This is a genomic window from Enterococcus sp. DIV1328a, from assembly GCF_050536905.1.
In the GTDB taxonomy this organism is placed as follows: domain Bacteria; phylum Bacillota; class Bacilli; order Lactobacillales; family Enterococcaceae; genus Enterococcus; species Enterococcus faecalis.
This window is the reverse complement of the sequence record NZ_CP172912.1, coordinates 2,054,619-2,067,138: the sequence shown is the minus strand read 5'-3', so window position 1 is coordinate 2,067,138 and position 12,520 is coordinate 2,054,619. Positions and strand designations below refer to the sequence as shown.

The 12,520-nt window shown below is 38.5% G+C and carries 10 protein-coding genes; 9 read left to right on the top strand and 1 reads right to left on the bottom strand.

Annotated features, from left to right (window positions below):
• Positions 1-6: 6 nt before the first annotated feature.
• From IGL93_RS09865 to nifJ, 7 genes are all read left to right on the top strand, one after another.
• On the top strand, positions 7-264 hold the full coding sequence (locus IGL93_RS09865) for a DUF3343 domain-containing protein (protein ID WP_002367121.1): 258 nt from the start codon (positions 7-9) through the stop codon (positions 262-264).
• A complete protein-coding gene (yqeC, locus tag IGL93_RS09860) occupies positions 252-1,007 on the top strand; it encodes a selenium cofactor biosynthesis protein YqeC (protein ID WP_010776029.1) in 756 nt (251 codons plus the stop codon). The genes IGL93_RS09865 and yqeC overlap by 13 nt, the downstream gene beginning before the upstream one ends.
• Entirely contained in the window at positions 971-1,801 is an 831-nt protein-coding gene (gene yqeB / locus IGL93_RS09855) for a selenium-dependent molybdenum cofactor biosynthesis protein YqeB (protein WP_002356611.1), read from the top strand. Before yqeC ends, yqeB begins: the two co-directional genes overlap by 37 nt.
• A gap of 235 nt (positions 1,802-2,036) precedes the next feature.
• Complete coding sequence (locus tag IGL93_RS09850) at positions 2,037-2,501, top strand: flavodoxin (RefSeq protein WP_002382673.1); 465 nt, start codon at positions 2,037-2,039, stop codon at positions 2,499-2,501.
• A gap of 37 nt (positions 2,502-2,538) precedes the next feature.
• Positions 2,539-3,396, top strand: coding sequence for a sulfide/dihydroorotate dehydrogenase-like FAD/NAD-binding protein (locus tag IGL93_RS09845; RefSeq protein WP_002365019.1), 858 nt, complete (start codon positions 2,539-2,541; stop codon positions 3,394-3,396).
• The gene (gene gltA, locus IGL93_RS09840; protein ID WP_010776028.1) at positions 3,389-4,807 is read left to right on the top strand and encodes an NADPH-dependent glutamate synthase; all 1,419 of its coding nucleotides are present in this window, start codon (positions 3,389-3,391) and stop codon (positions 4,805-4,807) included. Before IGL93_RS09845 ends, gltA begins: the two co-directional genes overlap by 8 nt.
• A gap of 20 nt (positions 4,808-4,827) precedes the next feature.
• A complete protein-coding gene (nifJ, locus tag IGL93_RS09835; protein ID WP_010776027.1) occupies positions 4,828-8,361 on the top strand; it encodes a pyruvate:ferredoxin (flavodoxin) oxidoreductase in 3,534 nt (1,177 codons plus the stop codon).
• A gap of 36 nt (positions 8,362-8,397) precedes the next feature.
• Here the strand turns inward: nifJ and IGL93_RS09830 are convergent, their stop codons facing one another.
• Complete coding sequence (locus IGL93_RS09830; RefSeq protein ID WP_010713181.1) at positions 8,398-9,813, bottom strand: TrkH family potassium uptake protein; 1,416 nt, start codon at positions 9,811-9,813, stop codon at positions 8,398-8,400.
• A gap of 369 nt (positions 9,814-10,182) precedes the next feature.
• Here IGL93_RS09830 and IGL93_RS09825 point away from each other — a divergent pair, with 369 nt between their 5' ends.
• Both IGL93_RS09825 and IGL93_RS09820 read left to right on the top strand, forming a co-directional pair.
• Positions 10,183-11,700 (top strand): flavocytochrome c, encoded by a 1,518-nt coding sequence (locus tag IGL93_RS09825; RefSeq protein WP_002356617.1) that lies wholly within the window; start codon positions 10,183-10,185, stop codon positions 11,698-11,700.
• Positions 11,701-11,926: 226 nt separating this feature from the next.
• Positions 11,927-12,511, top strand: coding sequence for a thymidine kinase (locus IGL93_RS09820; RefSeq protein WP_002356618.1), 585 nt, complete (start codon positions 11,927-11,929; stop codon positions 12,509-12,511).
• Positions 12,512-12,520: the final 9 nt, after the last annotated feature.

Genomic DNA, 12,520 nt, shown 5'->3' with positions numbered 1-12,520 from the left:
GAAAAGATGGAGTATTTGCTAACCTTTCCGAATACACATTATGCTGTTCAGGCAGAACAAGTACTGTTGACAAGAAAGGTGGCTGTTCGCGTCTTTACTTTGCCACCATCATTGACGGATGGCTGTGGGATCGGTTTACTCATTAATGAAGCGGAAATAACTCACAGTGTATGTTTTTTAGAAGAAGCAAAAGTACGCGTAGCCTCTATTTTTTCTGTGAAAAATGACCTTGGGGAAAGGAGGTACCAACTGTGGAGTCCTTAAAAAAGTGTTTTGATTTACAAGGGAAGGAAATTGTGTCAATTGTTGGTAGTGGTGGGAAAACAAGCTTAATGTGGGCGCTAGCAAAAACATATCGAAAGGAAGCTGTTCTGGTTAGTACAACTACAAAAATTGGGTTTCCCCAACGTCAATTGTATGATTATTTTTATACAAACCATTTTGAAAAAATAACGCCGAATATCTGCGGAATCACTTTAGCAGGAACCGCTATCAACAATCAAACAAAACTAACAATGCCTGCAATGACTTCGCTTCAAACATTGTTTCAGTACTTCACGAAAGTTTTTTTAGAAGCGGATGGATCCAAGCAACGACCTTTGAAAGGCTGGTCCTCTTATGAACCCGTGATATTAAAAGAAACAACCACCACAATTGGTGTGCTTCCGATTTCTGTTATTGGTCAAAAGATAGATGAAACGACCATTCATCGGTTGCCGCTTTTTTTGGAATTAACCGATGCGCAACAACAAGAACCAATCACAGAAACATTGTTAGCTCAACTGATTGCTCATCCAAAAGGATTGTTTAAAGAGAGCCAAGGCCAACGAATTTTATGTTTAAATCAAACCCATACGCGAAGAGAGTTCGTTCAAGCGATGAATGTCTGTCTTCAATTACCCAAAAGCTGTTTTGAAAAATTAGACAAGATTATTGCTTGCAATATGGAATTAGAGAAAGGACTTATTTTATGGGAGAAATCAGTCAAAACATCCAAGAAAAATTAGTGATTGTTCGCGGAGGGGGCGATCTAGCGACAGGTGTTATCCAAAAATTATGGCACGTTGGCTTTAAAATACTAGTATTAGAAACCGAATGTCCTCTGGCCATTCGGCGGACTGTTTCAGTTTGTGATGCTATTTTTCAGAAAGAACAAAGAGTGGAAGATTTGGTTGCTGTTCGAATTACTTCATTAAAGGATTGCGCGAAATGTTGGCAGCAAAATAAGCTGCCTGTTTTTGTCGATCAAACAGCAAGTGCTATTCAACAATTGAAACCACTGATTGTTATCGATGCGATTTTGGCTAAGAAAAATTTAGGTACGCATCGAGGAATGGCACCGATTACGATTGCTTTAGGACCAGGCTTTTCAGCACCGCAAGATGTCGATGTTGTGATTGAGACAATGCGTGGCCATAGGTTGGGACGTTTATACTTTGAAGGAACAGCTTTACCTAATACAGGTATTCCAGGTGAAATTGGCGGAAAAAGTGCGGAACGAGTTGTCCATGCCCCGGCTTCAGGACAAGTTACCCACCTTAAAAACATAGGGGATCTCGTGTTGAAAGGGGAAGCATTATTTTTAATCGATCAGGTTCCAGTTTATTCGCCTCTGACAGGGACTTTGAGAGGATTGATTTCAGAAAAGGTAACCTGTTATCAAGGGTTGAAGTGTGCAGATGTAGATCCTCGACCAGTTGAGAAAGTCGATTGCTTGACGATCTCCGACAAAGCTCGTGCATTAGGGGGAGCGGTTTTAGAAGCAATTTTTATGATTGGAAGAAGGAAAAACGTTTTATAAAAAAGAACCTAAATAATATTTTTTTTACCTTAAAAATATTGTTAAAAAGGTTTGGAATGTGGTATAGTAAAGACGTAGTAAAAAATACTCTATCTCGAAAGGGGAAGAGTACATACTTAGTTAGATTAGTTTGTGAATAAAATCATTTGTAAAAGTTATTTTTTTAAGAATTAATGTAAGGGGTTACAATTGCATTTGAATGCATTGAAATATTTAGGAAAAAGAAAGGAAATGAATGAAGATGGCACTAGTAAAAATTGTTTATGCAAGTATGACTGGAAACACAGAAGAAATTTCCGAGATTTTGGAAGAACAGTTTCAAGAAGCTGGAGTTGAAGTAGAACGTGAAGAATGTTCAGAAGTTGATGTAGACTTCTTTGATGATGCAGATGCTTGTATTATCGCAACGTATACTTATGGTGATGGGGAACTGCCTTTTGAATTTGAAGATTTCTTTGATGAATTAACTGAGAAGGATTTAGCAGGTAAGCCATTTGGTGTTGTTGGCTCCGGTGATCGTGAATATGGTGAATTTTTCTGTAAATCAGCGCATGATTTTGTAGGAGCTTTTGAAAAAGCTGGTGCTAAAAAAGTAGCTGAAACAGTTGAAATTGAAAACAATGCAGAAGAAGAAGATATCGAAATGCTAAAAACATTTGTTAAAAGTGTCGCCACAACTTTATCTGATAGCGTTGCCTAAGGGTTTAAGAAAGTAGGAGTCAGAATGAAAAGGAACGATGAAGGTAGGTATTTCAATGTTTAATATTCTTCAATCGACTCAATTATCTAGTAATACATTTGATTTTTGGCTGGAAGCGCCAAGAATAGCGACACATGCTCAGGCTGGACAGTTTGTTATTTTAAGAATTGACGAAAAGGGAGAACGGATCCCCTTAACGATTGCGGAGACAAATCCACAAGCAGGCAGTATTCGAATTATTTTCCAAGTAATCGGTAAGACAACAGCTGCACTTTCCCAACTTAAAACTTCCGACTCTTTGTTGGATATCACTGGACCTTTAGGTATGCCCACAGAAGTGAAGCAATATGGAACGGTGATGGTTGTCGGTGGCGGGGTTGGTATCGCGGCTATTTATCCAATTATTAAGGCTTTAAAAGAAGCAGGCAACCGAGTGATTACGATTTTGGGGGCACGCACAGCTGAGTTAGTTCTGTTACAAGAAGAATGCCGTCGTTATTCAGATGAGCTAATCATTACAACGGATGATGGTTCATTAGGTAAAAAGGGCTTAGTAACAGAAGCGATGGAAGAAGTTATTGCACGTGAATCTGTAGCGTGCAGTTGGGCGATTGGGCCCAGCATCATGATGAAATTTTGTACCTTGACAGCTGAAAAACATCAATTACCAATTTATGTTTCCTTGAATCCTATTATGATTGACGGAACAGGCATGTGTGGCGGTTGTCGGGTCACTGTTGATGGCACCATGAAATTTGCCTGTGTTGATGGACCTGAGTTTAAAGGCAATGAAGTAAATTGGGATGAATTCATTAATCGAATGAAGCAATATCAGGAAGAAGAAGCAGTTTGCTTTACAGATCGTTTGAAAGAGCAGGTGGAGAAAAATGGCTAGAAAAAGTCGTATAAAAACACCGATTGCGGAACAAGCACCTACTATCAGAAAGAATAATTTTGAAGAGGTTTGCTTAGGCTATACATTAGCAGAAGGGCAAGAAGAAGCGATTCGCTGTTTACAATGTAAAAATGCACCTTGTATTGCTAAATGCCCCGTGATGATTGATATTCCTGGATTTATTTTAGCTATTCGTGAAGGAAACATGGAACAAGCAGCCGATATTTTAAGTAAATATACGAATTTACCTGCTATTTGTGGACGCGTTTGTCCGCAAGAGAAACAATGTGAACAAGTTTGTAAATTAGGGAAAGCCAAAAACTTTGAACCAGTGGCAATTGGCAAATTAGAACGTTTAGTTGCCGATTGGGCATTAGAAAATCACAAGTTTCCTAAGAAAACAGCGGAACCAACAAAAGGGAAAATCGCAGTGGTCGGTTCTGGTCCTTCTGGGTTAACAGTTGCGGGGGATTTGGCAAAGCTCGGCTACGAAGTAATTATTTTTGAAGCGCTTCATGAAGCTGGTGGCGTATTAACCTATGGCATACCTGAATTTCGATTACCGAAAAAAATTGTTAAACAAGAAATTGCGAGTATTGAAGCCTTAGGTGTAACAATAGAAACCAATGTGGTAGTAGGTAAAACGATTACGATGGAAGAAATAATGTCAGAGTTTGATGCCTGTTATCTATCGGTTGGTGCAGGGGCACCAAACTTTATGGGAATCCCAGGAACTAGTTTAAATGGGGTTTATTCTTCTAGTGAATTTTTAACACGAATCAATTTAATGCATAGCTATGAGTTTCCAGAATATGATACACCGATTAAACGTGCTAAAAATGTTGTTGTGATTGGCGGCGGGAATGTTGCAATGGATGCCGCTCGTTCAGCCAAACGATTAGGCGCTGAAAATGTGAACATTGTGTATCGTCGTTCGTTAGAAGAATTACCAGCAAGAATTGAAGAATACCACCATTCCCTTGAAGAAGGAATTAACTATTATTGGTTAACGAATCCAATTGCTTATTTAGATGACCAACAAGGAAATCTAGCCGGTGTTGAATGTGTCAAAATGGTTTTAGGTGAACCAGATGCGTCTGGAAGACGACGGCCAGAACCGGTTCCAGACAGCACGTTTACCATTCCTGCTGATGCAGTAATCGAGGCAATTGGCCAAGGGGCAAATCGCGTCTTGTTATCAACATATCCAGAAATAGAACTAAACCAATGGGGTTACATTCAAGCTGATCCTAAAACAGGAGCAACCTCAATACCTGGCGTTTTTGCTGGGGGCGATATAGTCACAGGTGCTGCCACCGTTATTTTAGCGATGGGCGCTGGGAAAATCGCAGCTAATGCAATTGATCAGTATGTCAAAACACAAAAAACAACAGTCACAAGCAATGTTTAGGAAAGATAAAAGGTGAAAAAATGAAAAAAACAATGGATGGAAACACCGCAGCGGCTTATATTTCATATGCGTTTACAGAAGTTGCCGCTATTTATCCTATCACACCAAGTTCAACAATGGCTGAGTTGGTAGATGAATGGGCGGAAAGTGGTTTAAAAAATATTTATGGTCAAAAAGTTCAAGTTATTGAAATGCAATCAGAAGCTGGGGCAGCGGGAGTAGTTCATGGTTCGTTAAAAACAGGTGCGTTAACCACTACTTATACTGCTTCACAAGGTTTACTGTTGATGATTCCCAATATGTATAAAATCGCAGGAGAATTGCTACCTTCTGTGTTCCACGTGGCGGCTCGGGCAGTAACGACAAGTGCGTTGAGTATTTTTGGTGATCATGGCGATGTGATGGCTACCCGCCAAACAGGTTTTTGTATGTTAGCAGAATCGAGTGTTCAAGAAGTGATGGATTTGTCGGCAGTTGCTCATTTAGCTAGCTTAGAAGGTAGTTTACCTTTTGTAAACTTTTTTGATGGTTTTAGAACGAGCCATGAACTACAAAAAATCGAAGTGATTGATTATGATGACCTGAAAGAAATGGTGAATCAGGAAGCTGTAACTCGTTTTAGAATGGGAGGCATGAATCCTAATCATCCCACTGTTTCAGGGACCGCTCAAAATCCTGACATTCATTTTCAACAAAGAGAAACAGTCAATAAAAATTACGAAGAAATGCCAAAAATTGTTCAAAAATACATGAAAAAAATTAACAATCTTCGTGGAACAACGTATGATTTAACCGATTATTACGGGGTTGAAGATGCAACAGAAGTCATTATTTCAATGGGGTCGGCTTCGCCAGTAATCAAACAAACAGTCGACTATCTCAATCAACAAGGACGCAAAGTTGGTTTTATCAATATTCATTTATATCGTCCATTTCCTACCGAAAACCTTCTTGAAAAATTACCAGCTACAGTAGAAAAGGTTGCGGTTTTAGATCGAACAAAAGAATCAGGAGCCGAAGGGGAACCGTTATTGCTAGATGTTCAAAGCGCTCTCTATCAACATGAAAATCGTCCAATTGTGATTGGTGGACGTTATGGGTTAGGTTCTAAAGACGTAGCGCCTAATCAAATTAAAGCGATCTATGACCATTTGTTATTGCCATTTAAAGAATTAAAACAACGCTTTACGGTAGGGATCGTTGATGATGTAACCTATCAATCATTGCCAGAAGAACCTACTTTAGATTTAACGCCAGATACTACCTTCCAAGCAAAATTTTGGGGCTTTGGTTCTGACGGAACTGTGGGAGCAAACAAGCAAGCGATTAAAATTATCGGAGATCATACCGACCTTTATGCACAAGCTTACTTTAGTTATGATTCTAAAAAATCAGGCGGTTTAACCGTTTCGCATCTGCGTTTTGGTAAAGAGCCAATTACTTCCACGTATTTAATTGAACAAGCAGATTTCATCGCTTGTCATAATGCTTCCTATTTGCATAAATACGACCTGTTAAAAGGTTTAAAAGATGGCGGAACGTTTTTACTGAATACTATTTGGGATCAAGAAAAGGTTCACCGTTTATTACCGGCTAAGTTAAAAAAATATATTGGGGAGCACCAAATCAAATTTTACATTATCAATGCGGTTGAGTTAGCTCGCAAAGTAGGCTTAGGTCGTCGGATCAATACAGTGATGTCTACTGCCTTTTTTGAAGTAACAGATATTTTAACGAAAGAGCAATATTTACCGTTACTTAAAGAAGAAGTGAAAAAGACTTATGGAAAAAAATCAATGGAAATTGTTGAAAAAAATTACCAAGCGATTGATGCTACCTTTGAATCGCTGCAAGAAATCGTAGTTCCAGAAGATTGGGCAACCATTGTTTTAGAACCAGAAAATCAAGAGTCGGAAGCTCCAGCTTTTGTGACAAATATTTTAGAACCAATCAATCGTCAAGAAGGGGATCAGCTGACCGTTTCAGATTTGATTGAAAACGGAATGAAGGGCGGTGCCATTCCAATGGGCACTGCGGCTTATGAAAAACGTGGCATTGCGTTAGAAGTGCCTGAGTGGCAAATGGATAAGTGTACGATGTGTAATGAATGTGCCTTTGTTTGTCCACATGCGGCTATTCGACCATTTTTAGCGGATGAAGAAGAACTGAAAGAAGCACCTGCAGGTTTTGCCATGCGCGAAATGCGTGGCACAGATGGGTTGATGTATCGTATCCAAGTTTCTTTAGAAGACTGTACAGGTTGTGGTCTTTGTGTTCAGGCATGTCCCGTGAAAGACAAAGCGATTTTAATGAAACCTTATGAAACTCAGAAAGAGCAAGCGATGAATTGGGCCTTTGCGATGACTCTTAAACAAAAAGCCAACCCAGTCAAAAAACTTTCTGTTAAAGGGTCCCAATTTAACCAGCCATTGATGGAATTTTCAGGTGCTTGTGAAGGCTGTGGCGAAACACCTTATATTAAGTTGTTGACGCAATTATTTGGTGATCGAATGATGATTGCTAACGCAACAGGCTGTTCATCAATTTGGGGTGGTTCGTCACCGGTGACGCCTTATACAACGAACGAATGTGGCCAAGGACCAGCTTGGAGTAATTCGCTGTTTGAAGATAATGCGGAATATGGTTATGGTATGTATATTGCCAATCGAACGAAACGTCAACATTTAGCTAGTCTGGTTGAAGAAAGTCTTGCTAAAAACGTCGGATCAGATTCACTTCAAGCCTTGTTAAATGATTGGTTGGAACACATGGCTGAAGGGGAAGGAACACAACAGCGAGCCACCAAACTAGCGGCAGCATTAAGTGAAGAAGCCGATGAAGATCCACTTCTAACAAAAATTTACGAACAAAAAGATTTACTAGTGAAAACGAGTCAATGGATTGTCGGCGGCGATGGTTGGGCCTATGATATCGGGTTTAGCGGCATTGATCATGTTCTTGCTAGTGGGGAAGATGTTAATATTTTTGTTATGGATAACGAAGTGTATGCCAATACAGGCGGACAAACATCTAAAGCTACACCAGCTTCAGCCATTGCCAAATTCTCAGCGGGTGGGAAACATACCTCTAAAAAAGATTTAGGGATGATGGCAATCACTTATGGGAATGTCTACGTTGCACAAGTAGCTTTAGGCGCAAACTCAATGCAAACGATTAAAGCAATTGACGAAGCGGAGCGGTACCCAGGCCCATCAATTATCATCGGTTATACCCCATGTATTAATCACGGGGTTAAAGGCGGAATGGTTCGGACGTTAGATCAAGCCAAAGAAGCCGTTGAATCTGGCTATTGGCCACTTTATCGCTATAATCCAGAGTTAGTTAAGAAAGGCAAAGATCCGATGGTCATTGACTACAAGAAAACAGATTTTGACAAAATGCGTGATTTTCTTGAAAAACAAACACGTTACTCTGCGTTGCATACAATTAAACAGAATCAAGAAGTAGTCGAACATTTACTTGATAAAACTAAAGAAGATGCAATTGAACGCTCTGAAAGTTATAACAAACTAGCCACACATATGAAAAAATAAAAAACAAAGCCTCTTACTTGAGAGGCTTTGTTTTTTTTATCCAATAATAATTTTTTCTGAAGGGTATTCGTAGCCTAAGTCACGTGTTTCTTTTGGTACAAAAATCATTAAGGTATAAAGCATACCAATACGTCCAATAAACATTAATAAGGCAATCATTAATTTACCTACTGTTGTTAAATCGTCTGTAATGCCCAAAGAAAGACCGGTTGTCCCAAAGGCAGAAGCGACTTCCACAATGATTGAAATCAAGGGTAGATTTTCAGTGGCTGACAAAAAGACGACAGCGAAAAAGCACATAATCAAAGATAACATGAAGACGACAATCGATTTTTTGACATCATCGTCATCTATTTTACGGCTAAAGACGCTAATATCATCTTCACTTTTTAAAAAGGCTAACAAATACAAGCCAATAATCGCAACAGTCGTTGTTCGAACACCACCACCAACAGAGCTAGGACTACAACCAATAAACATTAACACAGAAAAAATAATCAATGTTGTGATTTGGAAGTCCCCTAAATCATTAATTTGGAGGCCAGCGTTTCGTGTAGTCATCGAATAAAACATCGAACTTACCCAACGGCCACTTTCATTCATTGTCAAAAATAGGTGATCTTTTTCTAATAAGTAAATCAAAATAGTCCCACCAATAAACAGAACAATAAACGCTAGCAAAGCAATTTTACTAAACAATGAGAAGCGGAAAGGCAAGCCTCGTTTCTTCTTACGAAAGTTCTTTTTCTTAAAATGTAACCACTCATGAATTTCCAGTAAAACGGGAAATCCAATTCCGCCGATAAAAATTAAGAACATAATTGCCAGTAAAAAGAGATAATCATGAGCAAAAGGAATAATTGAATCACCTGAAATATCAAAGCCTGAATTAGTCACTGCAGAAATAGCTTGATAAAAGCCATAAAATATCGCATCTCGCCAGTTCGTATAATAACCACTTATATAAAAATAAATCGAAAAGAGCGAGCCGAAGATTACTTGGAACCAAATTAAAATCAAAAAAGTGGTGCGGATCAGTCGAACAATTCCGCTCAGTCGCGGCTGATTCATGTCAGTCATAATTAACTGACGTTGCTTTAATGTGATTCGCCGTTTTGATAAAATAAAAAAGACCGTTGAAATCATCATAATCCCTAAGCCACCAACTTGGAAAAGAACCTCCAATAAGACAATCCCACGATCATTAAAAACCGAATTAATATCGACTGTGGTGAGTCCAGTAACGCTGACTGTACTGATTGCTAAGAAAAATAAATCAATAAAGGGAACATGAGAGTCAGGTTCTCTGAAAATAGGGAGGCAAAACAATAAATAAGAAATAACCGTCATTAATATGTAATAAGCGACGATGATTTGAATAGATGAAAAATTTTTGCGAATAAATCGATCGCTTTTTCGCTGTGCCAGCCACAGCAAACGTGTATGGTTCACTAGATAACCTCCCAATTCTAATTAAACTAAGTATACCAAAACTTTTCGCCTCAAACGAATAATTCTGCCAGAAAATCCTTGAAATGACAAATAAAAATAAGAAATTCGTTAGAAATAATTGGAAAACATCCACAAACAAGCGAGAACATGATATTTTATGAAAGAATAGAAAAATAGGTTGTTCCCCAAACAACTTATTGCTAATTGGTCAGTTTGTCTAACGATACAACTTTAAAAAGTAGTGGTAGCTTTTTTATTTCGGTTGATATGTGAATGTGTTCACTTTATGTAACAAACTGTTATTTTTATTCAAATGAAAAATAAGAAATTGTGTTGGTAGAAATCAATAGTTTATAAGGTGGGAAAACAATGAAAAAAGTGTTAATGGGAGTTCTTTCCCTAGGGTTATTATTAGGTGCAGCAACAGGTTGTACAAGCGATCAAGAAAAAGCCGCTGGTAAAACAAAAGCATCTTCTGAAAAAACAGAAGCAACATCTGGTGCCTCTGCTAATGGTTATACAGATCCAAGCGAACTAAAAGACAGTTATGATGTTGTTATTGTTGGTTCAGGTGGTGCGGGGATGACCGCTGCATTACAAGCCAAAGAAGCTGGCATGAATCCAGTTATTTTAGAAAAAATGCCTGTTGCAGGTGGGAATACAATTAAATCGTCTTCAGGAATGAATGCTTCACAAACAAAATTCCAAGAAAAAGAAGGCATTAAAGATAGCAACGATAAATTCTTTGAAGAAACACTAAAAGGCGGTAAAGGAACCAACGATCAAGAATTACTACGTTATTTTGTTGATCATTCAGCTGAAGCAATTGATTGGTTAGATACAAAAGGAATTACATTGAGCAATTTAACGATTACAGGTGGAATGAGCGAAAAACGCACACACCGACCTGCTGACGGATCAGCAATTGGGGGCTATCTAGTTGACGGTTTAGTACGTAACGTTCGCGAAGAAAAAATTCCATTGTTTGTTGATGCTGACGTGACAGACTTAGTTGAAGAAAACGGTCAAATTGATGGCGTAAAAGTGAAAATGAAAGATGATAAAGAAAAAACAGTTAAAGCAAAAGCAGTCGTTGTCACAACAGGTGGTTTCGGTGCCAACGAAAAATTAATTACACAATACAAACCAGAATTGAAAAACTATGTTACAACGAACCAAGAAGGAACAACAGGTGACGGTATCCAAATGATTCAAAAAGTTGGTGGTGCGTTAGTGGATATGAAAGAAATTCAAATTCACCCAACTGTTCAACAAAGCGATGCTTTCTTAATTGGTGAAGCAGTTCGTGGAGAAGGCGCAATCTTGGCTTCTCAAAAAGGAGAACGTTTTGTTAATGAGTTAGATACACGTGACAAAGTTTCTGCAGCAATCAATGCCTTACCAGAAAAATCAGCTTATTTAGTCTTTGACCAAGGCGTTCGCGACCGTGCAAAAGCCATTGATTTCTATGATCAAAAAGGTTTCGTGGAAAAAGGTGAAACGATTGAAGAATTAGCTGAAAAAATTGGCATGCCTGCCGATACATTGAAAGCAACGATTGATACTTGGAACCAAGATGTTAATGCCAAAGATGACAAACAATTTGGCCGGACAACTGGCATGGAAGCTGACTTAAGCACAGCCCCTTACTACGCAATTAAAATTGCACCAGGGATTCACCACACAATGGGTGGCGTGAAAATCAACACGAAAACAGAAGTTTTACGTGAAGATGGCACACCAATTAAAGGTCTATATGCTGCTGGTGAATTAACAGGTGGCTTACATGGTCAAAACCGTATCGGAGGCAATGCCATCGCCGATATTATCATTTATGGTCGTCAAGCAGGTACGCAATCAGCAGAATTTGCCTCTGCTCAAAAATAACTAGCATTAAAAAGTCTGAAATTGTAGTCAAATAACTACAATTTCGGGCTTTTTTATTGCATACTAGCAGGATCATTAGTTGTAGTATAAACAGCTCTGCTAAAATGACTTTGGCGTAGATTCTGTTTTTTTCAGAAAAATGCACGACCATTTTAGCTAAAAATACTGCTTTTTTGCTGAAAATATAGTAAAATACGTAAGGAACTAACGGAAAGGTGTAGTGAACATGGCTCAATTATTTTTCAAGTATGGCGCAATGAATAGTGGTAAAACCATTGAAATCTTAAAAGTAGCACACAATTACGAAGAACAAGACAAACCAGTTGTTTTGATGACCAGTGGACTAGATACACGTGATGGTGTCGGGAAAGTATCCAGTCGCATCGGATTACGCAGAGATGCTATTCCAATTTTTGAAGAAACCAATGTCTTTGACTTGATTAATGATTTGTCTTACAAACCTTTTTGCGTATTAGTCGATGAATGTCAATTTTTAAACAAGCATCATGTCATTGAATTTGCACGAATTGTTGACGAATTAGATATTCCAGTAATGGCATTTGGGCTAAAGAATGATTTTAGAAATGAATTATTTGAAGGCTCAAAGTATTTACTTTTATATGCAGACAAATTAGAAGAATTAAAAACGATTTGCTGGTTCTGTCATAAAAAAGCAACTATGAACTTGCACTATATTGATGGCAAACCCGTTTATGAAGGGGATCAAGTCCAAATTGGTGGGAATGAAGCCTACTATCCTGTTTGTCGCAAACATTATTTTCATCCAAAAACAGTGAATGAAGAACAGTAAGGAGAGACA

What these genes read in the sequence shown, in the direction of transcription:
- yqeB (WP_002356611.1), top strand. Translation starts at nt 971, where the DNA reads ATGGGAGAAATCAGTCAAAACATCCAAGAAAAATTAGTGATTGTTCGC.
- IGL93_RS09825 (WP_002356617.1), top strand. Translation starts at nt 10,183, where the DNA reads ATGAAAAAAGTGTTAATGGGAGTTCTTTCCCTAGGGTTATTATTAGGT.
- IGL93_RS09850 (WP_002382673.1), top strand. Translation starts at nt 2,037, where the DNA reads ATGAAGATGGCACTAGTAAAAATTGTTTATGCAAGTATGACTGGAAAC.
- IGL93_RS09845 (WP_002365019.1), top strand. Translation starts at nt 2,539, where the DNA reads ATGAAGGTAGGTATTTCAATGTTTAATATTCTTCAATCGACTCAATTA.
- IGL93_RS09865 (WP_002367121.1), top strand. Translation starts at nt 7, where the DNA reads ATGGAGTATTTGCTAACCTTTCCGAATACACATTATGCTGTTCAGGCA.
- IGL93_RS09820 (WP_002356618.1), top strand. Translation starts at nt 11,927, where the DNA reads ATGGCTCAATTATTTTTCAAGTATGGCGCAATGAATAGTGGTAAAACC.
- nifJ (WP_010776027.1), top strand. Translation starts at nt 4,828, where the DNA reads ATGAAAAAAACAATGGATGGAAACACCGCAGCGGCTTATATTTCATAT.
- gltA (WP_010776028.1), top strand. Translation starts at nt 3,389, where the DNA reads ATGGCTAGAAAAAGTCGTATAAAAACACCGATTGCGGAACAAGCACCT.